This is a genomic window from Sphingomonas sp. S1-29, assembly GCF_026167545.1.
GTDB lineage: Bacteria > Pseudomonadota > Alphaproteobacteria > Sphingomonadales > Sphingomonadaceae > Sphingomonas.
Genome location: NZ_CP110678.1, coordinates 2600412 through 2624979 on the forward strand (window position 1 = coordinate 2600412; position 24568 = coordinate 2624979).

The following is a 24568-nucleotide window of genomic DNA, read 5'->3' on the forward strand; positions in this document are numbered from 1 at the left end:
GCACTGATGGCGCTGGGCGTCGGCTTTCTCGTCATCGCTGCGCTCGGGCTGTTGCGGCTCCCCGACGCGCTCCAGCGGATGCACAGCGCGACGAAGGCGGGTACGCTGGGAACGACGCTGGTCATCCTGGGGGCGCTCCAGGCCGACGGGGTTGACCGGACGTCGACCGGGTTGCTGACGATTGTCTTTCTACTGGTAACGCTACCGATCGGTGCGCAGCTTTTGGCACGTGCCACCTATATTTCCGGTGCCCCCCTTAAGGGGCTGACGATCGATCCGTTGAAAAAGGTACGAACGTGGTCGGAGGCGCCAACGGACGAAGACGATGCCGACCGGGGCCGATACTAAGAACATCCCAACCGTAAGAGCACGGACTTAAATGATCGAACAGCTGTGAAGCCGGACCGAGACCTTCGACAGGCTTTCCCAGAACATGCTGCTGTCAGAAGGGTGCGTGTAATCGGTTTTCATTGCCTAAAACTAAAGAACCGTTCTGTAGCTTGGGAAACTAACATAAAGCCTCGCGCCGGGCGTTATTAAGTCGTCTCATATTACCGCAGCCCGGACCCCACTCTAAAGTGCAGCAGCGTCATGATGGATCCTTACCTTTTGACGAGACACTTATGTTGCGGAAATGCGCCGCGATAGGCGATCTGCCCTTTCTTATTTGCCTGCGTTTTGATCTTTGGTTAGATATTTTCATTCAATGTAACGGCTTCTATCTCTATCTCTATCTCTATCTCTATCTCTAGTTATAGTCATCGTATTCTATTGCGTGGATTGGCGTTTTTTAGTATACACAAATTATGTCGCGCGCGGTTTATCGTAGTATCTAAGCAAGGGCGTCCAATCGAAGAGGCGGTGTGAGATATCGGGGTAGTTTTTTGCCCGCCCCTTCGACAGGCTCTGCGATCGCGCGTTTAGTGAATTTGAGCAGGATGAGTTACACAGGCCCATGTTAAAAACACCGCAAATCGCTGTCGTTGCCGCAGCGGCCCTTCAAATCCTTACACCGATGCTGCCGCGGCTTGGGGTAGGTGATCCGATAGGGTCACAGTCGAGCGCAGTCAGGACGCTCATCACCCCGGCAGGATGGGCATTTTCTATCTGGGGTGCGTTATTCGCCGGCTCGGTTATTTTCGCAATCTTCCAAGCCCTGCCATCACAACGTGCCAGCGTATTGCTCGAACGAATTCGATGGCCCGCTGCCGGAGCCTTCCTCGGCAACGCCTTGTGGGCCGTTTACACTCAGCTCTACGGCTTGAGTGCGCTGTCGGCAGGAATCATCTTATGGACACTCGGGTGCTTGATCATAGTTTATCGTACATTTTCGAATGGCACACTCACAGCAGGAGAGCGCTGGTGCGCGTTCCTCCCGCTAAGTGCGCTGACCGCATGGCTTACGGTCGCGACGACCGTCAATATCGCCGCTAGCCTGAGTTATCATGGTGTAAATGCCGGCTCGGCTGCCCCCGCGATCAGTGCAGGCGTCACAATCGTGGCGGGCATTATTGCCGCGACCGTTCTTATCCGTGGGCGCGGCAACGTGCCCTATGCCGTCGTTTTTCTTTGGGCGTTGTCGGCCATCTACGCAGCAGGCGGGCAGGTCGCCGCTTTGGTTGCCGCCGCCACCGTGGTGTCCGCGGTGTTGGTTGTGGCAGGTTTGATCGGCGGTCTACGCCGCCGACCGTCCTCAAGCGCCGTTATAGGTTGAAGCGAAAGCCGTATCCCAACCCTAGCGTAAATTGTGTTCGACGCCCGCGCTCGCGCACCAAGGGAGAGTCGCCTGCCTCCTCACCAAGTCGATCAAGGCCACTGAACAAGGTTAAAGCGCTCCGCCGATTCAACGGATGGATAACGGTGGAGCCCACGCCATAGGAAAGCAAGCCGCCTGATGCGGCGTACGATTGTAGTCCCGATCGCTGCGCCTGTATCGCATCGATACCGAAGTACCTGTCAATGTAACCCTTGCTCGCAACGGTTGCACGGGGTCCAAAGTTGATGATCGTCCGGCCGGTACGTGTCTGGTAGGCAACAGACCCGTCCGCAAGAACGCCTTCGTGGCCACCGAAGCCGCGCCGGACCTCCACCCGCCCGCGCCATGGGCCAACTCGCTTCTCGGCGAAGCCGCCCAGTTCGGCAGCGGCCTTGACGTTACCAAGGCCTAGCAGGGCGTTGCTTCCGCCAGTTATTAGAAATGGGGAACCACCTCGCTCCTCATCACGTCCAAAGCGAAGCTTTGCGAGCGGCCCTGCCTTCCACCCATCTGAGTTTATTGCATTCCAGCCAAGCCCATCCGGAATGGAGGCAAAAATAACGTCTTTGTAGTTCACTCGCAAATCAGGAAATATCGATAAAGCCATGTCGCTTGATCCCTGCCAAACAGGGCTCAGCACGGGGGCGACGCCAACGGTTATATTCCACCCATCGTCTCTTGCGTCGGGGCCCCGACCGGCGGGTGGACCGGGCCGGGCATCTTCCGTCTGGGCAAAGCCGGGCTGAGCCGCACAGAGTGCGACCAGAGTGATCAGAGCGCGCATCCTCATCCTTTTTTCGACAGCCGCCGATGGAACTGCTGGCTGCAAACTGATCACGGACCCTAACGCTAAATCGAATTAATACCAGTCACGCCTGGATCCGACCGCGAGAAACGCAGCGAGTCGGTCCGCCGCGATTGGTCGGCTGAACAGAAATCCTTGTCCAATGTCGCAACCAAGCCCGAGCAGGTCGCGCGCTTGGACTTCAGTTTCGATGCCTTCGGCCACGGTCTCGATTCCCATCCGACGGGCAATATCAATAACACCCTGGACAATCGCCAGTTCTGGTCCCTTTGTTCCATCGAGCTTGGAGATGAAGGAGCGATCTATCTTTAGGACGTTTACAGGAAATTGCTGGAGATGAGTAAGCGAGGCATAGCCGGTACCAAAGTCGTCCAGCGCGATGTTTACCCCCTCCGAACGAAGTGTCCGAAAGGTGCGCTCTGCACTGTCTGCCAGTCGGTCGAGGAATACCGTCTCTGTAACCTCAAGCTCAAGCAGCGACGGCGGGACGTCTATTTTATGGCATCGGGTCAGGATGCGGTCAGCGAAGTCATCGCGGCGGAAGTCGGCCGGCGAGCCGTTGATCGCGATGCGCCCGAAGCTTTGGCCTGAATCCAGCCAGCCGGCCATGTCAGTAAGCACGCGATCAAGCATTCGATCGGTCAGGTTCGTCGACAGCAAGCTATCGTCAAAGGCCGCTGCAATGGCCCCGGGAAGTTGCAAGCCGTGATGGTTATGGTCCCATCGAAGCAACGCTTCGAATCCGACCACCTCTCCCGAGCCTAACGCGAGCTTCGGTTGGTAGAACGGAACCACTCGATCGTCGTGCAGGGCTTCGCGTGCATCGCGCAACATCCTGTTCCGGTCTTCGATCCTGTCGCGCATGGCCGGCCTGAAGCCGCGCACGCTGCCCGCTCCCTCCGACTTTGCGACATAGAGAGCGAGGTCCGCGCACTTCATCAACTCTTCGGCCGTTGCGCCGTCCTTCGGCCACATGGCGGCGCCGGCGCTAAGGCTTACCTCCATAACACTTTCTTCGATGCCCAGTGCCTCCCCTACGCCATGGAGAATCGTGTTTACGGTTTCAGCCGACGCATCCGCCTCCGAGAGATTTGGCAATATGACGGCAAACTCATCTCCGCCAAGCCGCGCTACGGTCGCGTCGGCGGGCGCATTCGCCTGCAGCCGTTTCGCCACCGTCCTGAGCACCGCATCCCCGGCTGCGTGACCGAGTGTATCGTTGATCGCTTTAAAGCTGTCGACGTCGACCACAATCACGCCGACCGAGACGGACGCTGCGGCTGCCCGTTCAAGCGCGCGTTCAAGTTCGTCAGCCGCGAATTTTCGGTTAGGAAGCTCGGTGAGAGAGTCGTGATAGGCGGCCCAGCGCAGGCTGTCTTCCGCCTGTTTCGCCGAGGTGATGTCGCTCATGGCTCCAATTGCACGGATAGCCGTCCCGCTGTTGTCGCGGATGGCGTAGCCGCGCGAAAAGACATTGCGATAGCTACCGTCAGCTGACCGAAAACGATGCTCGTGGCTCCAGGAGTCCTGCTGATTTTGAAGGACCAGACCGTAAAGCGCGAGTACGTCGGTAAGATCCTCCGGGTGAACATGGTTCATCCACCAGTCGATCGACGTTTCCTGCGCCACCTCCCGGTAACCGAGGATGCTTTCGAAATCGCCTGCCCATTTGATGCTACCGGTAGTTGGTGACCAGTCCCAAATGATATCCTTGGTGGCGCGCGAAGCGAGGCGATAGCGCTCCTCGCTTTCCTTCAGAGCGCGCTCCCCGGCCACCTGGTCATCGATATCCTCAAGATTGCCGTACCAGCTTACGATAGTGCCTTCCGGGTCGCGGCGCGGATTGGCCCGCATGCGGAACCATCGGTAGTCGCCGTCGGCCTGGGCAAGGCGGTAGCGGGCATCCGCCAAGCTTTCGTCGCTCGTAGCTAGCGCTTCGCGGAACAACGCCATCAGCGCTGGCAGGTCGTCAGGATGGACCGCACGCGTCCAACCCATGCCAAGCGCCTGCGCAAGCGGAATTCCCGTGAAGTCAGACCAACGAGGACTGAGCTCGACGATCAACCCGTTTGCATCTGCGATCCAAGGTATCTGGGGATTGAGTTCCACCGAACATCGATAATGCTCCTCGCTCCGCTGCAGAGCCGAGACCAACTCGCTCATTTCGGCTCGCGAGCGCAAAACTTCTTCGAAGGAGTTGCGCGTGCTCGCCAGAGTGAGCACGATGAGACCTGCAACGAGCACAAAAGTGAAGCCGACTCCAAGCAGGTACAAGTCGCCGGAGATCAGCATTCGCACCGTGACCGGGGCTGCGCCGAAAAGTAGCACGAGATGCGCGGCGCGGGGCAGCGACTGCAAGCAATAGGCGCAGCTGATCGACCCCACGAATACGTATAGGGCGACGGCCGTGCTGCGGCTTGGATCTGCTGCAGAAAAGAGCATCAGGGCCCAGACGCCGAATAGCACACTGAGCACACCTGCCGCCGCGATCGTTCCGCGTAGCTGACGGCGAATCTGGGGGATAGTGGGCTCGGTTCTCCGACGATGCAGCCATAAGATCGCACGAAACCCGGCGAGCATTATCAGCGCCGTGGGCGCGCCCAGGCTCAGCGCCATTGGCACGGCGCGATACATGACGACGCTGAGGAAGACGACGTTGATCGTCATTAAAACGTACATAAGCGGAATCTGCTGCTGCAGATTTTCGTGCTGCGCGCGTAATCCCACGTCGGGCGGACCCGCTGGAAAAATGCTGGAGTTGAGGAACATGGCCAAGGAGCTCGATCCGCTCTAAATCGCTGGGCAACCGGTCTATTTCGAAATCGTGAAGATGAGGTTTAGCATGCGTAAGCAATGCGCCGTGAGGTGATCGCCATGACGGTTTACTACCCGGGTGTAAGCTCAAGTCTCGACGCGCGCTACAGGGCGATGGCAGTTTAATGCATAGTTAAGGCCATTGCCTATCCCTGCTGACCGTCAGCAGTGGATAGGCCGTGGCGACAACTCTCATTGCCCGGCAGTCACTAGCTCGCAGGCCCACCCTGACCCCGAATCCATATCAGCCTGTTCGTAGAGGCGAGCGTAATTGCCATGAGAACCTGTTAGCATTCGTGAACAAGCAGCAGGTTCGGGGAAAGGCCCAGGTCGACACGAACAACCAAGAATGGGTCGTGCGAGCAGCGATCAATGTTTGAACACAGGTCATGGGCACGGTCGCTTGACAACGGTCGTTGCTGATAAAGCTGGAGACTTTTGGGTACTCACCCAGTGTTTTCCAACTCGCGCAGACTGCGGCCCCGAGTTTCGCGCCCCGCGCGCGCGATCAGCGCCGCCGAAAGCCCCATCGGCAGGATCAGCGCCACCGCCGCGCCGCCCAATGTCGGGATCGACCCGGCAAACGCGCCGAGCTGCACCGCGACCCCGCCGAACTTGCTGCTGGCGGCGATCAGGCCGGTCGCACGCCCGCGCACCGCCTGCGCGTAATTCTCGGCGGCATAGGGCAGCAGCACCGCGATCAACCCGTTAGTGCCCACCACCAGCAATGCGATGACGGCAACGAGCAGCGGCGGCCAGGCCAGCGTCGCGGCGGGCAGCAGCGCGCCGGCAAGTCCCGCGAGCGTAAGCAGTACCGTCCCGATCAAGGTCCATTTGCTGCTCCAGCGGCTGTACAGCCAGGCGGCGATCATGATCGTCGGGAGCGCGACCAATGCCGAGCTGGCGATGATGCCGCTGGCGAGCTCGGCGCTGAACCCCCGGTCCTGCAGGTCGGTCGGCAGCCATAGCAGCAGCCCGAAATTGACGAAGCTCCATGACAGCGCGGTGATGACGAGTGCGGCGGTCAGCTCGCGCTGGTTCGTTGCGGGCGGCGGCGCGTCGGCGGACGCTGCCGGGCGCGCACGCCGGACGATCCCGAACTTGCGCGTCATGTCGGCAAGTTCGGCGTGGAGCCCGCGCTCGAGCAGGAAGCGTGGCGATTCGGGGATCCAGCGTGCCAATGCCAGCAGCAGCAACCCGGTGGGGAAACCCTGCAGCCACAGGCTGCGCCATCCGAACAAGGGCTCGAACAGATGCGCCGCGCCGCTTGCCGCAAGATAGCCGCCGACGAGCCCGGTGCCGCCGACCAGGACGAGCACCCAGCTGCGGTGCCGCGGCGGCATGACTTCTGCCAGCAGCGTGTAGACGACGGGCAGCATGCCGCCGGCAGAGCACCCCATCAGGAAGCACATGACCAGGTTCCAGCCATAGGATGGCATCGCACCGCAGATCGATGTGGAAACGAACAGGATGGTTGACAGCAGGATCGACACGCGGCGGCCATAAATGTCGGCGAGCCACCCCCATATGAACGATCCCACCGTGGTCCCTGCGAGCGCGACGAAGGGAAGCAGCGCCGCGGTCGATTTGGCGATTCCATATTCGCCGCGCATGCCGGGCAGCACGAAGCCCAGCGTCGCGGGCTTCATCGTGTCGATGATCAGCCCCAGCGTCAGCACCAGCAGCACCGCGGCGTGCGACCGCGTCAGCGGGGTGTCGTCGGGCGCCTCGAACGTCGTGCCCGCGCTGGCGTGATGATCGGGGCGGTGCTTGGGCAGCGCGCCGATGATTGCGGCGGGCACCCCGATCGCGATCAGCGCCATGCCCAAATACATCCACGCGTCCATCGGCATGCCGGTGAGGTGATTGCCCATCGTGTGCGCCATCGCCAGCATCGGCAGATGCAGCAGCACCCCCGCGCTGATCGCGACGCAGCCCGCCCAAAATAGTGGCCAGCGTTCGCCCACCACCGAACCACGGTTCGCTACCCTTCGCGCCATCACTCGTCCCTGCCGATTTCGTGCGACCTAGTACGCGAGGACGGGGCGGACGCAAGGGATGCTCGCCGGGCCGATCCGCGGTCACCGCGATGCCGCCAGTCGGCAGCGATGGACGATCATTACACCGAATTCATCTTCGCCTCATCACGGGTCCACCGTTCGGGCCCACAACAGCGGTCGATCGAAGCTTCCAGAAAGGAACACCGCCATGGCCTTCCCCCGCCGCCTCACCGTTCGCCCCCTGATCGCCGCCGTCGCGCTGGGCACCACCGCTCTTGCCGGCGTGGCGGGCGGGGCGATCGCCGCCGACCAGGACCGGGCGGGCATCGTCGGGCGGTTTGTGGCACCCGGGCCCGCCGCGGTCGCGCAGGCGGGGGCCACAGCTCGCTGTCCGACATGGTCGAAGCCGTCGGCACCAGCGTCGTCCAGATCCAGGTCAAGCCCGATGCGCGGGTGCAGCAAATGGCGGGCCCGATGCCGTTCGGGCGGGACGGTGCGGGCAACGACAGCGAATTCGCCGATCGACTGGGCGAGCTCTTCGGTTTCGACCGGGGCGGGCCGCTTGGGGCGCCCCAGCCGCAGGCGCCGTCGCGCAGCGCGCTGGGATCGGGGTTCATCGTCGATGCGTCGGGGCTGGTCATCACCAACAATCATGTCGTCGAGGGCGCCGATCGCGTGACGGTGCAGATGTCTGACGGACGCGAGCTGCCGGGCCGCGTGTTGGGCCGCGACCCCAAGATCGACATCGCGGTGATCCGCATCGATGCGAAGGGGACGTTCAAGCCGATCAACTGGGGCGACAGCGACCATATCCGCGTCGGCGACAGCGTGTTTGCGGTCGGCAGCCCGTTCGGGCTGGGCAACACCGTGACCTCGGGCATCGTCTCAGCTCGCGGCCGCGAGATCGGCGCGGGCCCCTATGACGATTTCCTCCAGGTCGATGCCGCGATCAACAGCGGCAATTCGGGCGGGCCGTTGTTCGATGGCAGCGGCCGGGTGGTCGGGGTGAATACCGCGATCTTCTCGCCCAGCGGCGGCAACGTCGGGATCGGCTTCGCGATCCCCGCCAAGATGGCGCGCCAGGTCGCGCTCGAGATCGCGCGTGACGGCCACGTGTCGCGCGGGCGGATCGGGGTTTCGCTGCAGGACGTGACGCCCGACATCGCCAATGCGTTGGGGCTCGATGGGACCAAGGGCGCATTGATCGCCGCGGTCGAGCAAGCGGGCCCCGCCGCGCGATCGGGATTGCAGCGCGGCGATGTCATCCGCCGCTTCGGATCGACCAAGATCGACGACGGCCGCGACCTTGCGCGCGCGGTCGCCGATGCCGCGATCGGCTCGAGCGTTCCGGTCCGCGTGATCCGCGACGGTCGCCAGGTCGCGCTGAACCTGTATATCAGCAGCGATCAGGCAGCGCAGTCCTAAACCGCGGCCGAGCCGCGCGACGGGCAGCGTTGTGGAGCCGGGGGGCGGCGATCGCGGCCGTCCCCCATCGACCTCGAACGGATTGCCCGCTGGCGTGAAACTGCTGTTGATCGAAGACGATGCCCAGACCGCGGAGTATGTCCGCCAGGGGCTGTCCGAAATGGGGCATACGACCGATCATGCCGCCACGGGCATCGACGGGCTGACCGCCGCGATCGTCGGGAGCTACGATGCGATCATCCTCGATCGGAACTTGCCCGAGCTGGACGGGCTCGCCGTATTGAAGGCGATACGCGCCAAGGGCGATGCCACGCCGGTGCTGCTCCTGTCGGCGCTGGGCACCGTCGACGACCGTATCGCCGGGCTGCGCGCGGGGGGCGACGATTATCTTCCCAAGCCATTTTCGTTCGGCGAACTGGTGGCCCGGCTCGAGGCGATCGTCCGTCGCCTGCGCGAGGTCGTGCCGGGCGAAACGACTCGCCGCGTCGGATCGCTCACGCTCGACCTGCTCGCCCGCAGCGCGACCCGCGCGGGGCGGCGGATCGAACTCCTCAACAAGGAATATCAGCTGCTCGACTATCTCACGCGGCACGCCGGGCAGGTGGTGACGCGGACGATGCTGACCGAAGCGATCTGGGACTATAGCTTCGACCCCGGTACCAACGTGATCGACGTCCATGTGAGCCGGCTGCGCGCGAAGATCGATGGCGAGGGCGAACCGCCGATGATCCGCACGGTGCGGGGCGCCGGCTATCGGCTGGACCCGGTATGAGCCGGTGGCGGCTGCAGCCCACCGCGGCGTTGCGCGGGGCGTTGTGGATCACGCTGATCGCATTGATCGCCACCGGGCTCGCGCTGACCGTCCAATATGTCCAGACCGCGCGGTTGCTCGATACCCGCGTGCAGGCGGCGGTCGATGACGAGGCCGCCGGGCTGATCGAGCGCTATCGCACCGAAGGACCGGTGGCAGTGGCACAGGGCGTGGCGCGCGCGGTCGATCGCCCGCGCGTGACCGATTTCATCTATTTGATGACCGATAGCGAGGGCCGTCCGATCGCGGGGAACCTGGCGCGTTGGCCGGGTGAAATCGACCGTACCGGCTATCGCTCGTTCGATACCCAGATCGCGACCGCCAGCGGCACGCTGGTCGAACGCCGGGTCGCGGCCAGGGCCATCATGCTAGGCGACACCTTCCGGCTGCTGGTCGGCAGCCTGTCCGACGATCGTCGGCTGCTGCGCGATCGATACGTCGCCGCGCTCGTCTGGTCGTTGCTGGCGACGGGGGCGATCGGGTTGCTGGCCGGCTTCTGGTACAGCCGGCGCGGGCTGGCGTTCCTCGACGCGGCGAGCGCGGCGGGGAAGCGATTTCGCGCGGGCCATTTGGGCGAACGCCTGCCGGTGTCGGGTCGCGGCGACGAATATGATCGGCTGGCGGCGACGCTGAACCAGGGCTTCGACGAGATCGAGCGGTTGGTCGACACGCTGCGCACCGCCACTGATGCGCTGGCGCACGATCTGAAGACTCCGCTCACCCGGATCCGCGCGCGCGTCGAGCTTGCCGCGCTGCGCGGCGATGCCGACGATGTCTCGACCGACCTTCGTGCCGACCTCGATGCGCTGTTGCGGACGATCGACGATACGCTTCGACTCGCGCAGGCCGAGGCCACGCTGGCGAGCGCGTTTTCGCAGCTCGATTTCGCCGCGATCGTTCGCGATGCGGGCGAGCTGTTCGAGCCGGTGGCGCAGGCACGCGGTATTACATTCACTGCCGAGGTCGTTCCTACTTCGATTGTCGGTGCGCGATCGCTACTGAGCCAGATGGTCATCAATCTGATCGACAACGCGATCAAATACACTCCAGAAGGCGGGGCAGTTGCCGTAAAGTTGTCGCTGGAGCCAACGGGGCCGCGCTTGACCGTCGCTGATACCGGGCCGGGCATACCCGCTAACCAGCGAGACCGAGTCTTGGCACGATTCGTTCGCCTCGATCCCAGCCGCACGACCGAGGGCAGCGGGCTCGGGCTAAGTATCGTTGCGGTTGCCGTTCGGATTCACGGTGCCGCGCTGTCGCTGTCAGATCGAAGACCGGGATTAGCCGCCACCATCGATTTTCCCGCGGATATGGAATTGTGAAAGTAAGACGGGCTGGGAAACCTCTTGCCTAATCGGGATGACAAGACCTGGGAGACGTCAGGGTCGGGTCTAGGTCATGACTTTTGGAGTAGTTCTCCTGAGCTGACTACTTCGAAAGTTTTAGCATCGACGTATCGAACAGCTTCACCGGTCGACAGAGCAAATCGGCGGGACCCCGGTAAGACGCGGCGACCTGTCTTGCTATAAAGTACGTCGGAGCAATGATACTCGACGATCGTCAGCGGAGTGCCATCGTCGCCGACGCACCGGAAACGCCTCGCTTCACTTTCCATATCCGTGCCTTTGCGCTGAGGGCCGAGGGGGCATCGTTTTCGTTACATGGCTGCCGGACGGCACGGCGCAGTGGATCAGCCACTTAAGTCCCATCTCTTTGTATCGCTTGCGACACATGCCGGCGAAGTGCTGGTAGTACCTCCGCTGCGAACCATGGGTTCTTTGTCATCCAGCCTCTTGATCGCCAGGAGGGATGCGGCAACGGAAAATGGTTTGGGAGATAGCGTTCGAAATCACGCACGCGCTCGGTCACGCGGCCGGGTCCAAGCACGTGCTCTTGGGCATACGTACCAACAAGCAAAGTAAGCCGCAGGCAGGAAAGCCGGCTGAGGAGAGTGTTACGCCAGAGATTGGCGCATTCCGGACGAGGCGGCGCGTCGCCGCCGCTTGTCCCGCGACCAGGGTAGCATAGCGCCATGGGGATGATGGCAACCCGCTCGGCGTCGTAGAATGCTTCATTGGAAATGCCCATCCAAACCCTCAGGTGCTCGCCCGAGGCGTCGGAGAACGGCCGGCCACTCGCGTGAGCTCGCGTGCCTGGCGCTTGGCTCGCTACGAGGAGCGTGGCGTTTGGCGAGAACTGCAGAATCGGGCGGGGAGCGAGCGGGAGGAAATCTGCACACACGCTGCACGCCCGGACCTTCTCGATTAGCTGCTGGTGTTCATCCGCAGTCCATCGTGCGGACACCCCTCCTGAGCCTCGTCCGGAGCTAGATTCGATGTCCAACGCGACCGTTTCCTTTGAATATCGTATTGCGATATAATTTGGTCACCCTACATGGATGGTGCGGTCGGATCGAGCCTCTAGCGGATTGAATTAACGCCGGTTCGCACGGAGGTGTGGTATGGTGCATTCACGAACTTCCCCTTGGCCCGTACTAGCCGCGTGCATCGGTCAAGACCGGCTGCCGACATCTGCAGAGATCAATCGTCTTGCGAACCGGATTTGGCGTGAGACCCACCCACAGTCCCGGTGTTGGGGGTGCCTGGACGAACATGACGGGCAGCGTAGGCAAGCCATTAATCTAGCGCTTACTGCGGTCGGTGTGCCGCTTGGCTGGGGTGCGGACAAGACGATGACTGGTCATGCCGGATCACGAGGTCGAGCGACGAGAGTCGGGAGGCCAGCAGCCGGAACGAATCAGAACCACAAAAATACTGGAGCTTCGCTCGTGACGAACCAACCTGGGAACCCTCAGATGCCGGCGGATCCAACGGCCCAAGCTATTACTGCCGACATGCGACCGTTGAGCGATCTAGATTATGCTGCTCTGGCGGCGTTCCGGCAAGACATACGCAACTTTCTCGGGTTCAGCGAAAGGGCCGCCGCAGCAGCCGGCATCACAAGTCAGCAGTATCAAACTCTTCTCGCGATACGAGCAGCGCCTGGTGGCCAGTTATCGGTGGGGGATATAGCCAGCAGTATGCTCTTGCAGCCTCACAGCGCCAGCGGTCTGCTTAACCGCCTAGAGGCGGGCGGCATGATCGAGCGCACGAGAGCCAGAGACGACCGGCGGCGGATCGAGATCCGACTGGCTGATCGGGGGCGGCAACTCCTGCTGACGTTGGCAAGCGAGCATCGTGAAGAGCTGAAGCGGTTACGCCCGATGCTTGAGGAGCTAACCTCACGTCTAGGTTAGAGCTGGGAGGAAGTGTGTCTCAGGGTATAAATTAAACGGGAAATCCATAATGTGTGATCAACTGCCGGTGTTTACCATTGGGCACTCCACAAGGTCTATTCCAGACTTTGCGGGAACGGAGGCATCACCTAGTGTTAAAATAGAGCCGTTTGGCTTAAAACAACTTGTAAATAGGGAATAAAAGAAATGCTAACATTTGTGCTAATCGTAAATACATTGGGCTTGGCGTTGGCAACTATAGGATTCGTTATGGCGTTTCGGCAGGATATTGCCCGAAGAGTTATGAGAAAACCACTGCCATCGTCGTGCGACGGCAGTTCTGCCTACGACGATCCGCTTACCTATGTTCTGCGTATTTCAGGCGTTATGGTTATGGTATTCGGTGTCGTGATTGCCGGCATGGTGACATTGATGAATTTCGGTTAGGGCCATGGCCCATTAATATGAGAGGCGCGATCTGACTCAGGCTTCCCGAGGAGCCCTGAAATGAGCAACCTGTACTGGCTCACGGGCCAGCGGATGCTGGCTAATCGCCCGCGCAGGCCGCGAAACCGGTGGCCGAAGTTTGCGGGAGCTAGAGGCGGCGGTTGAAAGCCATCGCCTTAACCGAAACCGACTGACGACACGCGTCAACGCTCGAGATTTAAAACATAAAAAGGGGGCGCCAGATCCTGCATAGGTTGGGTCCTGGAATGGCCCTACTTTTAGACGCGCTGGGTGTCTGTGATCATGAGGCAGTTGCGCAGTCATCGGCTACAGACCTGGTTCATTAGTCTCAGCCAGACAGGCTACTTGTTCCGCGCTGACGGTTGGGACGCGATTCACGGCGCTTATCCTTGTCCAACTTGGTGACTACAAACGGGCGTAGAACACCAAACTTCCCTACAATAGCCATTCGATCGGAAGCGTCGAAAGAACTGTAGTCACCGCCCTTTCAAACCTCGAGGTGCCTGGTTCGACATTATGGATCAAGACTTTTCCATTCCGGTGTTCCCGCCAGTAAACTTCGTCGTCTTCATTCAGTCGCACTTCGTAAGCGCTGGTGGTAACTAAGCGCTCAATGGTGGCTCTGACGTGCCGGGCAAGCGAAGGGCTTTCGATTACGAACCCGAGCTCGGTGTTGAGGTTGGCTGATCGGGGGTCGAAATTAAACGATCCAATAAAGATTCGGGCACCGTCCACAGTGAAGGTTTTAGCGTGCAGCGCCGAGCCGGCTCCGCGTACGCTCGATCCTGTGCTACCAACGGCAGTGATATTACGCTCCAAGCCTTGGCCGTGCACGGCGCCGCGCATCTCGTACAGTCTGACGCCCGACCGAAGGAGCCTCTTTCGCCATTTAGCATATCCAGAATGGACGATTGGCACGTCGGTGGCTTCCATCGCGTTGGTTAAGATACTTACGTCGATTCCTCGGCGCTCCATGTCAGTGAATGCGTCGACTCCTGCGGCCGTGGGGACAAAGTAACCGGAGACCAGCCCAAGGCGCTCCTGGGGCTCGCCGAGGAGCGCCGTAAGCTTCGGCCATAATAGTGCGTCGGGCGGGGCGAGACCGAGCCCCTTGCTTGGATCATCCGAAGCCATTCGTGTCGGCGCCCATTCGAATGCCAACTTTTTTGCCAAGAGGTCCTGGGCCAGCGACGATAGTCGAACGGCATCGAGATAAGCACGCGCCACTGGGTTATTCCTGGTGCGCAACGACGCCGCTTTGACCCGGGCAAGGCCGTCTGGTCTGACCGGCGAAAGAATTTTTGCTGCCGGGTAAGACGATCCGCTCGTCCAATACCGGTCGAAGTCCCTGGATACGGTCTGAACAACCGGGCCGATCGCAACCACGTCCAAATCGGCGAATAGTGCGCCATCGCCTGCGCCGAAATATTCGTCCCCGACGTTGCGGCCGCCAATGATTGTGGCTCGGTTGTCCGCAGTGAACGACTTGTTGTGCATCCGCCGGTTGAGGCGACGGAAATCAGTAAGGTAGCCAACGAGGCGTGGGCTACGGATTACGAAGGGGTTGAATAGGCGCACTTCGATACTTGGATGGTCGTCAAGCGCGGAGAGGGTCTCATCCAAGCCCGAGGTACTGTTGTCGTCGAGTAGCATGCGCACCCGCACGCCCCGATCGGCTGCCGCGCGCACTTCTTCAAAAAGCAGCGTGCCGGCAAGATCGGCGTGCCAGATGTAATACTGAAGGTCGAGAGTGCGCGTCGCGGCGCGGGCTAGCAGCACACGTGCGGCGAACGCGCCTCGCGCGTCCGTTAGGGGATGGATCCCTGACCGCCCTGGGTGGGCTGCGACGCCTCCCAAGATGGCTCGGCCCAGCGGCGTATCGTCGGTGTTGGTCGCCGCGACCGTGCTCGTTTGGCTGCTTAGCGAAGGGAGCGGATTCAAGATCCTTATAATGACCCCAAGCAGTATCAGAGCCCCGGTAAGGAGGGCTATCCGGCGCAACCATCGCATGCGACGTGTCATGATTCGAATGATTGCTTAGCGGTCGCGACTATCGCGCATAATAGAGCGAGCAACGCTCCAAGCAGCACCCTGGGCCGATAAATTATCGGCGGCGCCAGATTAGGCGGCATACGCAAAATCTGATGATTGCCGAATATCGATTGCGGAATGGGCGTCATCTTCCTAGCACATAGTAGACTCGCGTGCCCCTGGCGAATGCTTAGAGTCGCACGCGGCCGGCGTCGATTACCGGTTAGATGCCGCGGATCGTCGAGCAGTACACGTAATCGAGTTGGCCTTAGCGCGTCGGCGCGGTCTGATCGCTGCGATTAATGGCGCTGAGCTGGCTCACGAGGTCATCGATCGCCTTTTCGGCTTGTATGCGATGCGTTGCAGGAAACTCACCGCGTGAACGAAGATGCCAAGATCCCTGCTCAAACGCCCGAAGATCCACCATCTTCGGGCGACCGTTCCGGACCGCCTTAAAGATTCCCCGATGGCCCGGGGCACCGCCAGCTCGCGTATAGGGTCTCTCAGCGATGACTTGCACCTTATAGAGCCCGCGAAACGCCATCGGCTTCATGATGCTATAGTGTGTTTTTGGGGTCATCTGGCCGATCTGAACGATGGCTATGGTTAGCTGGATTTGAGCGTCCTGCCCCAGAGGCATTAAGTACCGCACGCCAACATACGCGCCTCCTGGGTCAAATACGGCGTTCCCTGTTCGACGAAAGCCCGCCACCGCTTCCGGAAATTGAAGGATGCTTCCGCTATGAGCCAGCGTTCCGTCGCGTTCCCTTGTGAACGCGGATGTGGGAATGTCTGTTTGGGCAGTGGCAGGTATGGCGAGGCTAAGTGAAGACATTACTATCAATGATATCCGAAGGTGTCTTATCATTGCCATTTCGCTATTCCTTTCAAAACCAATTTCTCTTTGCGACCACGGGCTCGTATTATGGCTGGTCGTAAAGTATCGGCCTGCAATCACGTCGATGCATGGTCCATTATATTATGCGAAACGCGGGCTTCTGTTCAATCTACACCAAATCTTTAGCATAGAATCACACGACCGTCTCCAGGCCTTGGTAACCTAGCTGACCAGAGACTTACCGAAAAGCATTCCGCTAATTGCAATGGTTACTGGAAGGCCCAAGATCAGAGTGAGCGCGATTATTGTAGTCAAAAGTTCACTGGCCGGTCTGTGACTTTCAGCAAATTCGCTAATCATATCTGTCTCCATGTTGTTGCCCGGAGGATAGCGGAATTTACGCCGAAGATGGTCCCGAAGGCCTTGACGGTGACCGCAAATTCTGCGGTTTTCCTATGCGATGACAACTGATCGTTCGCTTGACAGGATTGACCGAAAAATCCTGCGGGAATTGCAGGGTGAAGGGCGTCTCTCAAATGCAGCACTTGCGTTGCGTGTTTCGCTTTCGCAGAGCGCATGCCTGTCACGTGTTAGGCGCCTTGAAGAAGCCGGGGTGATCCAAAGCTATCACGCCCGACTAAATCCTTTTCACATCGAAGTGGGCTTGGTGCTGATTGTCGAGGTGACGCTAGCGGGACGTCATCCTGAAGAGCGAATGCGCTTCGAGGAAGCTATGTTGCGTCTGCCTCAGGTGGTCGAGGCGTCGCATGTCAGCGGCGACACGGATTACATTCTTAAGGTTGTGGTGGGTGCGATGCCGGAGTGGAATGCTTTAAAGGATCTGATGGTCCAAGAGGTAGGCGCTACCCGTATTATTACGCACGTTATCATGGATACGCCCAAGGCATTTAAAGGGTATCCTATAGGGGGTAGTTGAAGAACGTCGGCGTCCCGATCGCATCGACCCCCATTCACGCTGGCAGCAGCCTAGGCCTGAACGCCTGCGTATCCATATCAAGCGGAAGAGAAGGCGGGAGAACGGTCGCCGAAACCGACTTGTAGCGGACCGGGGGAGGGGACGTCCAACTTCCAGGCGAGTTGCGGAGGCAAATATCGCAGCAAGCGTTGCCCGCGCGATGGCATGGTAAACCTGCTTCGTGAGGCCGCATGTCATTCCTCACTACATTGGGCTAGCGGTCACCCTCGGATGCGCAGACTATAGGCAGAGCTTCGCGTTATGAGTGAGGGGTAGGCAGCTTCCAGACGCGTGGGCGCCGAGGCCTTTGGTTTAGGGACGTGGTAATGAAAGATAGTCCTCAGTCGGAGTCGGCGGCGCCCGCCTCCGCGCTTACCCCGTTTAAGCACCAAATCTTCCGCTCCGTGTGGATCGCCACCTTGGCGTCCAGCTTTGGTGGCATGATTCAGGGTGTCGGCGCGGCCTGGGAGATGGTGGCGCTCGGCGCATCTGCGCAAATGATAACGCTGGTGCAGGCTGCGATTACGCTACCTATCGTTATGCTTGCGTTAGTTGCGGGAGCGCTGGCTGATGCATACGACCGCCGCAAGATTATGTTGGTGGCACAGATCTTGATGCTTCTGGTTTCGACGGCATTGGCGGCCGCGGCCTATCTAAATTGGGTAACGCCGTGGCTCCTTCTACTCTTCACGTTCCTGATCGGTTGTGGGGCCGCGTTGAATGCGCCGGCTTGGCAGGCGTCGGTCGGTGCCATGGTGCCACGCGAAGACGTCCCAGCTGCCGTCACGCTCAACAGCATGGGTTTCAACCTTGCTCGCAGCGTCGGCCCCGCCGTCGGTGGCCTGATCGTGGCAACGGCAGGAGCAGGGGCAGCGTTCACTTTCAATGCGCTTAGCTACCTTGGATTGATAGCCGTCCTTTTACGATGGAACATGGATCCAGAACGCCGCATTTTGCCGCGTGAACGGCTCCGCAGCGCGATTGCATCAGGCATTCGATTCGTTGCCATGAGCCCAAGTATCAACACCACGATGGTTCGGGGCTTGGTGACGGGGCTCGGGTCAAGCGCGGCATCGGCTTTGCTACCCTTGATTGCCCGCGACGTTATTGGTGGCGGCCCGGAGACCTATGGACTGCTGCTCGGGGCGTTTGGGGCGGGAGCAGTTGGCGGCGCCCTTTGGTCGCATCGACTTCGACTGGCTTATTCGAACGAGCTTGTCGTGCGCGGAGCGCTTTTCGCTTCGGCGCTCGGAATAATGGTCTCTGCGTTCAGCACATGGCTCATCGTCACCATGGGAGCTATGGCGCTGTGCGGCCTGGGCTGGGTAACCGTCGTGTCGATCCTCAACGCAACCGTGCAGATGTCTGCGCCGCGCTGGGTAGTGGCGCGCGCACTATCTCTCTATCAAATGGCGACGTTCAGCGGGATGGCCGGCGGTGCGTGGCTTTGGGGCTATATCACTCAACAGTCCGATCTTTCCACCGCCCTCATGATTGCGGCAGCAGTGCAAGTCGGCTGCATCGTGCTCGGTCGCTGGTTTCCGCTTGCCGAGACCGAGGCGATGAACCTCGACCTAGAGAAGTTCAATGAGCCGTCGACAACTGTTGTGATGCGGGGCCGGATGGGGCCGGTGATCGTTACCATCGAGTATCGCATTGCGGCTGAGAACACGTATGAATTTCTGCGCGTCATGGCTGAAAGGCGACAGATTCGGCGCAAAAATGGTGCGCGGCGCTGGTTCCTGATGCGCGATTTGGCCGATCCCGAGCTTTGGGTAGAGCGCTATCACAGCCCGACTTGGACCGAGTATTTGCGACATAATCAACGTTTCACTCACGACGACGCGCTTGTCATGGACCGCGTAAGAGATTTGCACTGCGGTACAGAACCGCCTGTCGTTCGGCGCCTTCTGGAAAGGCAGACGGGTTTTCCACCCGATGGCCCCGATGTTGATCCACGCGAACTCGCGCCGCCAATGACGGACCAGTCGCGCTTATCGTAAATCTCGTTAGCGAGGTCCGCACTAAGCCGCGAACTCATAACTGAGATCAACGTGCGAGGCTTCGAGGCAATTGTAACGTCGGCCAATTGAGCGAACGCGCTTTCAGGGCGTCACAGCGACTGGGTTTCCGAACGTTCCCGACAGGAGCATTGCCGAACTGATCCAGCTCCACATCCGGGTCAACGCGCTTGAGCAGGCTGGAGCCATTCGAATGCAAGTCAAGCTTACGATCGTCCGCAGGAGCTACGGTCGACATCGCTGGTTTTGCGGACGGTAGTACCATCACGTTCGGGGCTTCTACGGCATCGCGAACATTGAATGGCTTTCCGGGGAATGCTATCAAACCAACGCGACGACCACGTTCTCGCCCCTCGTCGGGTGTTCAAGACCGGGACGGCCCGGCGGCCCGGAGGAGGCTGCTATGGCGTGGATCGCTCTTGTACTTGCTGGCTTGTTCGAGATCGTGTGGGCGACGGCGATGAAGCAGTCGCATGGGTTCTCCCGGCTATGGCCCAGCGTCGTCACCATTGGTGGCATGGCCGTCAGCTTCGCTTTGCTCTCCTGGTCCATGCGAACTTTACCGCTCGGCACGGCCTATACGATTTGGACAGGCATTGGCGCGATCGGCGCATTTATTCTGGGGATTATCGTGTTCGGCGAAGCAGCCAGCGTCATGCGTATCGTAGCAGCCTTGCTAATAGTCAGTGGATTGGTTCTGATGAAGCTTGCAACCGCATGACGGCACGATGAAGCTGCTCCTTAGGCATGGGACAGCGGGCAGTCGGCCAGTTTCGTTCTTTAGTTTGGTCAAAGCTGCCATAGTGCGAGTATCGTTCCCCCTCTCGCAGCAAAACTTGATTCTAACGCGTGAGATTACGTTATTTGAGCGAAGACTTTTGGGGATTTTTTGCTGAAGCGAGCCAGCAATCTCATCCCTATCCAACAGAAGTGGCCAGCGATGCTGCTTGCAGATGATTGTTATTCTACTCTACGGTTTCGACCCATTCGCGATGCACGGCGAGTGATACCGAGTACGAGCTTCCTGCGCTGCCAATTGCGCTGACCGCCGGGAGGGGGCGCTAAATCGAGGCATCTGGCCAGTTTGGGATGGAGGGGGTAATCTTCCCTCACGCAAAACTCGCGATTGTGGTCGAGCGCCGTTAACTTCCCGGCATCTTGGAACAGCGCGGGGTCAAATCCGGGGGCGCGCGGGGCTCGAACGCAAGTTTAGCTTCTGAACAAGTGATGCGTCCCAGGCACCGCACCGCGAGACGCTTTATCGATAATTCGGTAAAAATTTGGATGCCGACCGCTATCGCGTCAACTTGCGGCATCCTATATATCTGCCAAGAGGGATGGAGCGTAGAATGGCTTACACCGTAAGAGTTATGGCTTGGCAAGGCCCGGTCATCGAAGAGCATATCTTTGATTTGCTTGTCGATGCGATAGAGGAAGCCGATTATGCAGGCTATGCCGATTCCCGTCCGGTCGAGATATCAGTAATAGATAGTGATGGCGTTGAACAGCATCGGCGGGAACACCGGGGTTAGCTTTCAAAGACTGTCATTATCATCCGATTACGCAGTTGTGAAACTTTAAGCTATTAGCCCCTAAAAGTTTTCGCAAGAACCGATGAAACTAAATTTTGTGCAAGTTGTACTTTCTGGAATCACTGGTTGTTACAGGCCACCTGAACCGCCGTATGGGTGCTGGATCCCTCCACCAGAGGAGCCATTTCGCCGGGGTTTGGGGCGGGCTTTTGTGCTTCTTCGGGCGTATCACCCTCGCCGATGTAGCGAGCAAGCTGACCGCCACAATCAATCTCACGATTGGAATAGCTCGTGCCAGAAGAGCCTGTTCGCTGGGTCATCGCGATGATGTTGGTGCCCGGTCCTTTGGTTACCCCAAGAAGGCTATAGGTAGCATTCGGATCGGCTGGAACGCTGTAGGCCGTTCCACCCGCATCGGCGGCGGGCGGGGCCCCGATAGGCATCTCGTCCGATGAAGGCATCTGCTCGGCTGCAGGCTCGTTGGATGAGCAGCCCGCTGACAGAACAAATGACACTCCCTTACCCCTAAAGGGGTAGGGTTTCTGTTTAGCATTGAACGCGTTGCGCGGACTGAGTCGGGCGTGTCCCCGCCACAGTCACGGATAAATCCGGTGCTTGGCCGTTCAACTCGAAAACAGCGACAGGGGACTTCCCCCGGCTCGTGTCTGAGCGACTACAACTTCCCAGTCCGCCGAAACGAACAGGTCGTTGATACGTGGTGTCTTGAAGAGACGGGAACGCGACCTTTTCGCCAAAAGCGATAGGATGCATGTTTGCTGCGCCAACGAGCTCGCGATGACCTGAAAATCCACAGGATTTGCAGGTCCATCTGCGACCTTTGGCCTTCTTTCGAGCGCTGCATTCCGGACACTGGCTTGAGGTTCCTCTCTCGGATCCAGTGAAGCTCGAAATGCAGGCCTTCTTGGCCTTCTGCTCGAGGTAAGTTATGTCCTTACCATACTCCCATTGGGACATGCGCTGGTTATGCTTGCGGCCGCATGGTCGCCTACGGACGCCATGCGGATTGCCGATGAACACGCTGCCGACTTCATTAGCGACGCAGAAATCGATGACTTGGCGCGTGCCCTTGTGGCGCATATCGCGAATACGTCGCTCAGTGCGAGCAGCTAGCTTGCGTCGGGTCCTTCCGAGCTTGCGATGGCGCCTTGAGCCTTTCGTGCATTTCGACTGAAGCTTGGCAACCTTGCCATGCATCATGTTGACGCCGCGCTTTTCTGAACGGATACCTCGACCTGATACAATCAAAGCCTTGCCGTTATCTGCAACGACAGCGGCCTGATGAATCTGCCCAAGATCGACGGTCGCATGGTTGGTCCCTGGAGGAACGGTGACCGCAACACCCTCAACTACGATATGCAGCTGATCCTCAATGCCGTTCCACACGATCTGGCAGGCCGCAGGAGCGGTCAACCAGTCCGGCCTAGGCAGGACGATCGACGATCGTCCTCGACCCATGGGCAAGATGATCGTCTTAGTCGTCAGGGACACCGCCTGCTTCGGCCACATCAACGGGTAATAGTGCTTATCCTTGTAGGGATAGCGCATCTTTGCGTTACCCTTTAGTCGAAGCTGTCTAGCTGTCTCCACGTTCGCCAGGAAGGCGTGGGTAATCATCTGCACCGTCTGACTGTGCAGTGCAAAAAGCCCCTTAGTGGCCTTCTGCAGATCGTCACGCTTGGGCCAATACGAAGAGGACTTTCGCGCATCCAAATGGAGATCACGGCACAGCGTCCAGACCTTGCCGGCTTCGACGCGACCAAGACGCAACGCTTCAACCTTGCGGCGCGGCAGCCCCGCAAGTGATTCGATGCGGACACTTGGCATAGCCTCACCCATCGGATCGGCGTAGCCATATGACCGATACTTGCAAGCCGGTAAAACCCGCTGGAGTCACTACAATATCGCCTACCACTTTGTCTGGCTACCGAAATACCGCAGACGCATCCTGAAAGGCGACGTGGAAAGGCTACCAAGCAGGCGATCATCGCCTGCTGCGCCACGCACGGTTACACCGTGCTGGCGTTGGAGACCGACATTGATCATGTGCACTGCTTCGTAAGCGCTAAGCCCAGCGAAGCGCCCTCAAAAATTGTGGGGCTGCTAAAGGGTTACAGTTCGCGCATGGTGCGCAAGCAATTCCCAGAACTTGCCAAACAAACTGGTAAAGGTCAGCTCTGGACCTCCGCCTACTATGTAGGAACCGCCGGCGCCATGAGCGCCGAGACCATTCGGAGATATATCTCAGAATGCCAGGGAAAGTAAGAGCGCTTTCATCCCGTCGCTAAAGCATAGGGGAATTCCCGCTTGGTTTGTTAAACCAAGTACCAGCGCACGCATGTGGTTTCCTTTTCGACCCATATGACGCCAACAAAGGCACTCCAGCCTAATCTAGTGTCGTGCCATAGTAATTATAAAGCTCTTCAGTGATAATCTCCTTCTGCTTTTGAGTGAGGGTGTTCGTCGTTTTAACGTAACGAAGCAACTCTTTCATGACATCCCTTTTGACCCTGCCCCTCGGATTCTTTCGCGGAATGGATGAATCGGGGAACTGGCGCTTGATGATCGTGGTGCACGATATCTGGCTCATGCCGCTGTCCGTTGGAGTAAGAAACGGGAAATCCGAATTTGGTATCGCGATACTGCCCCGATATTTGCGCTTATAAGTGCTGACGAAAAGAAATAGTCCTTCGTCACTGACGCAGAGGTGGTATTTAAATTTCAGCTCCTGATTGGGCAGCGTTGGGCTTCGGAATCCCCAAACGTCGCTGGGCTGGGGCGTCATAGGGTGTGCCGAGAGATGTAGAGAAGATCATCAATCAGATCGTCATCGCGCTCTTCGAGAACTAGACGTGGATCGAGCTGGCTGCCTGCACCTGCACCGTTTCGCCAAGCGGCGCTATAGGCATGGTTGCGGTGGGTAAAGTGTCGGATTTCGTCTTCTCCAAGCGCACCGACGATTGATAAGGCGCTCGAGATGGCATCCACATCAGAATCCGAGATCAGTCGTAGGTCTGGTTCACGCACTGCAATCAGAACCGAAACGTTTCCTAGGGTGCCTTTTTCATGCGTCCAAGGTGCAGCATCGGCTCCAACGTTTGACCAAGCGAAGGCCGGTTCAAACATTTCGCCAGCGGCAATTCCTAACGGCCCAGCAGCCGTCGCGACATAGTTGTCGAAGAAAACTGGCCGCCCATACTCGTCAAGATGCCACTTATCAGCGAGAAACATCGCGATCCTCATCGTGTCCGTGGTTAAGCGCACGCTGTCGCGCCCAGCCTGCTGAAGCAGGAATAGGGCACCTTCGACGATTTTCTCTCGGTTCGGATGGTAGCTAAGCGGATCTTCAGGGGGCGCAGAAATCAACATTCGGACTATGTTGCGGACCATTTTCGCTAACGCAAGCCCAAAGCCGACGATCGCCTGACCGATCCGTACCGGCCACGCGGTTTTGGCGGTAGTAATCTGGTCAATCAGCTCGTTTGGGTAGCGGCTCACTTCCAGCTGCTGCTGGTCATCAATGTTAATCATCTTTTTTCCTCCGTAACCTCGTGGTCACGAGAAGCGTCCAATCATCTCCGTCGCCGTGTCCGATGACCGGTCGTCAGCCTTAAACGTACAGCCCTTGTGAAACCGACAGCTCGCCGGTCCAGCGGACCACGGCGCCCTCGAAGCTGAAGGCCAAGCCAAGAGGGAGTGGTAGTGTTGGTGTCCTTAACTTTTGGGTTTTACCCTGGAAGAACGACGGGTCCGCCCGCCTTGGGGGCGGCGTTAGGTCTCCAGGACACGATAGCGATCGTAGCGAACACGGCGTGAAGCTAATGATAGGGGGCAAAAG

At 59.2% G+C, this 24568-nt stretch carries 21 protein-coding genes and 1 pseudogene; 12 read left to right on the plus strand and 10 right to left on the minus strand.

Annotated features, from left to right (window positions below):
* Positions 1 to 6 precede the first annotated feature (6 nt).
* Both mnhG and OKW76_RS12415 read left to right on the plus strand, forming a co-directional pair.
* On the plus strand, positions 7 to 348 hold the full coding sequence (gene mnhG, locus OKW76_RS12410) for a monovalent cation/H(+) antiporter subunit G (protein WP_265549190.1): 342 nt from the start codon (positions 7 to 9) through the stop codon (positions 346 to 348).
* A gap of 607 nt (positions 349 to 955) precedes the next feature.
* Complete coding sequence (locus tag OKW76_RS12415) at positions 956 to 1714, plus strand: hypothetical protein (RefSeq protein ID WP_265549191.1); 759 nt, start codon at positions 956 to 958, stop codon at positions 1712 to 1714.
* Here OKW76_RS12415 and OKW76_RS12420 read toward each other — a convergent pair.
* From OKW76_RS12420 to OKW76_RS12430, 3 genes are all read right to left on the minus strand, one after another.
* Positions 1704 to 2546, minus strand: a complete 843-nt coding sequence (locus OKW76_RS12420) for a MipA/OmpV family protein (protein ID WP_322740126.1) — start codon at positions 2544 to 2546, stop codon at positions 1704 to 1706. The two genes, OKW76_RS12415 and OKW76_RS12420, sit on opposite strands and share 11 nt — an antisense overlap.
* Positions 2547 to 2615: 69 nt before the next feature.
* Complete coding sequence (locus OKW76_RS12425; RefSeq protein WP_265552956.1) at positions 2616 to 5330, minus strand: putative bifunctional diguanylate cyclase/phosphodiesterase; 2715 nt, start codon at positions 5328 to 5330, stop codon at positions 2616 to 2618.
* Positions 5331 to 5821: 491 nt separating this feature from the next.
* Positions 5822 to 7375, minus strand: coding sequence for an MFS transporter (locus tag OKW76_RS12430; RefSeq protein WP_265549193.1), 1554 nt, complete (start codon positions 7373 to 7375; stop codon positions 5822 to 5824).
* A gap of 396 nt (positions 7376 to 7771) precedes the next feature.
* On the opposite strand from OKW76_RS12430, the gene OKW76_RS12435 reads away from it, so the two are divergent.
* From OKW76_RS12435 to OKW76_RS12445, 3 genes are all read left to right on the plus strand, one after another.
* Positions 7772 to 8800: a trypsin-like peptidase domain-containing protein gene (locus OKW76_RS12435; protein WP_265549194.1), complete on the plus strand. Its 1029-nt coding sequence runs from the start codon at positions 7772 to 7774 to the stop codon at positions 8798 to 8800.
* 94 nt (positions 8801 to 8894) lie between these two features.
* Complete coding sequence (locus OKW76_RS12440; protein ID WP_265549195.1) at positions 8895 to 9572, plus strand: response regulator transcription factor; 678 nt, start codon at positions 8895 to 8897, stop codon at positions 9570 to 9572.
* Positions 9569 to 10933 (plus strand): sensor histidine kinase, encoded by a 1365-nt coding sequence (locus tag OKW76_RS12445; RefSeq protein WP_265549196.1) that lies wholly within the window; start codon positions 9569 to 9571, stop codon positions 10931 to 10933. Before OKW76_RS12440 ends, OKW76_RS12445 begins: the two co-directional genes overlap by 4 nt.
* A gap of 376 nt (positions 10934 to 11309) precedes the next feature.
* Here OKW76_RS12445 and OKW76_RS12450 read toward each other — a convergent pair whose 3' ends face one another.
* Positions 11310 to 11915 (minus strand): uracil-DNA glycosylase family protein, encoded by a 606-nt coding sequence (locus tag OKW76_RS12450; RefSeq protein WP_322740127.1) that lies wholly within the window; start codon positions 11913 to 11915, stop codon positions 11310 to 11312.
* A gap of 550 nt (positions 11916 to 12465) precedes the next feature.
* Between OKW76_RS12450 and OKW76_RS12455 the strand changes: the two genes are divergently transcribed.
* Both OKW76_RS12455 and OKW76_RS12460 read left to right on the plus strand, forming a co-directional pair.
* Positions 12466 to 12867: a MarR family transcriptional regulator gene (locus tag OKW76_RS12455; protein WP_265552960.1), complete on the plus strand. Its 402-nt coding sequence runs from the start codon at positions 12466 to 12468 to the stop codon at positions 12865 to 12867.
* 249 nt (positions 12868 to 13116) lie between these two features.
* Positions 13117 to 13293, plus strand: coding sequence for a hypothetical protein (locus OKW76_RS12460; protein ID WP_265549197.1), 177 nt, complete (start codon positions 13117 to 13119; stop codon positions 13291 to 13293).
* Between the two features lie 456 nt (positions 13294 to 13749).
* Here OKW76_RS12460 and OKW76_RS12465 read toward each other — a convergent pair whose 3' ends face one another.
* Together OKW76_RS12465 and OKW76_RS12470 are read right to left on the minus strand one after the other, a co-directional pair.
* Complete coding sequence (locus tag OKW76_RS12465) at positions 13750 to 15093, minus strand: phospholipase D family protein (RefSeq protein ID WP_265549198.1); 1344 nt, start codon at positions 15091 to 15093, stop codon at positions 13750 to 13752.
* A gap of 520 nt (positions 15094 to 15613) precedes the next feature.
* A complete protein-coding gene (locus tag OKW76_RS12470) occupies positions 15614 to 16180 on the minus strand; it encodes a hypothetical protein (protein WP_265549199.1) in 567 nt (188 codons plus the stop codon).
* 463 nt (positions 16181 to 16643) lie between these two features.
* On the opposite strand from OKW76_RS12470, the gene OKW76_RS12475 reads away from it, so the two are divergent.
* The 4 genes from OKW76_RS12475 to OKW76_RS12490 all read left to right on the plus strand — a co-directional run bounded on the left by OKW76_RS12475 (position 16644) and on the right by OKW76_RS12490 (position 20712).
* Positions 16644 to 17120, plus strand: coding sequence for an Lrp/AsnC family transcriptional regulator (locus OKW76_RS12475; RefSeq protein WP_265549200.1), 477 nt, complete (start codon positions 16644 to 16646; stop codon positions 17118 to 17120).
* A gap of 365 nt (positions 17121 to 17485) precedes the next feature.
* Positions 17486 to 19162 carry an MFS transporter gene (locus OKW76_RS12480; RefSeq protein WP_265549201.1) on the plus strand — a complete coding sequence of 559 codons (1677 nt, stop codon included), beginning with the start codon at positions 17486 to 17488 and terminating at the stop codon, positions 19160 to 19162.
* 421 nt (positions 19163 to 19583) lie between these two features.
* On the plus strand, positions 19584 to 19901 hold the full coding sequence (sugE, locus tag OKW76_RS12485) for a quaternary ammonium compound efflux SMR transporter SugE (protein ID WP_265549202.1): 318 nt from the start codon (positions 19584 to 19586) through the stop codon (positions 19899 to 19901).
* A gap of 628 nt (positions 19902 to 20529) precedes the next feature.
* Positions 20530 to 20712 (plus strand): hypothetical protein, encoded by a 183-nt coding sequence (locus OKW76_RS12490; RefSeq protein ID WP_265549203.1) that lies wholly within the window; start codon positions 20530 to 20532, stop codon positions 20710 to 20712.
* Positions 20713 to 20831: 119 nt separating this feature from the next.
* On the opposite strand, the gene OKW76_RS12495 is transcribed toward OKW76_RS12490, so the two are convergent.
* Positions 20832 to 21227, minus strand: coding sequence for a hypothetical protein (locus tag OKW76_RS12495; protein WP_265549204.1), 396 nt, complete (start codon positions 21225 to 21227; stop codon positions 20832 to 20834).
* Between the two features lie 31 nt (positions 21228 to 21258).
* Complete coding sequence (locus OKW76_RS12500) at positions 21259 to 22569, minus strand: RNA-guided endonuclease InsQ/TnpB family protein (RefSeq protein ID WP_265549205.1); 1311 nt, start codon at positions 22567 to 22569, stop codon at positions 21259 to 21261.
* Positions 22570 to 22597: 28 nt separating this feature from the next.
* On the opposite strand from OKW76_RS12500, the pseudogene tnpA reads away from it, so the two are divergent.
* A pseudogene (gene tnpA, locus OKW76_RS16220) lies at positions 22598 to 22995 on the plus strand (IS200/IS605 family transposase).
* Positions 22996 to 23116: 121 nt separating this feature from the next.
* Here tnpA and OKW76_RS12505 read toward each other — a convergent pair.
* Both OKW76_RS12505 and OKW76_RS12510 read right to left on the minus strand, forming a co-directional pair.
* The gene (locus OKW76_RS12505; RefSeq protein ID WP_265549206.1) at positions 23117 to 23515 is read right to left on the minus strand and encodes a hypothetical protein; all 399 of its coding nucleotides are present in this window, start codon (positions 23513 to 23515) and stop codon (positions 23117 to 23119) included.
* The gene (locus OKW76_RS12510; RefSeq protein ID WP_265549207.1) at positions 23512 to 24261 is read right to left on the minus strand and encodes a type II toxin-antitoxin system antitoxin SocA domain-containing protein; all 750 of its coding nucleotides are present in this window, start codon (positions 24259 to 24261) and stop codon (positions 23512 to 23514) included. The genes OKW76_RS12505 and OKW76_RS12510 overlap by 4 nt, the downstream gene beginning before the upstream one ends.
* Positions 24262 to 24568: the final 307 nt, after the last annotated feature.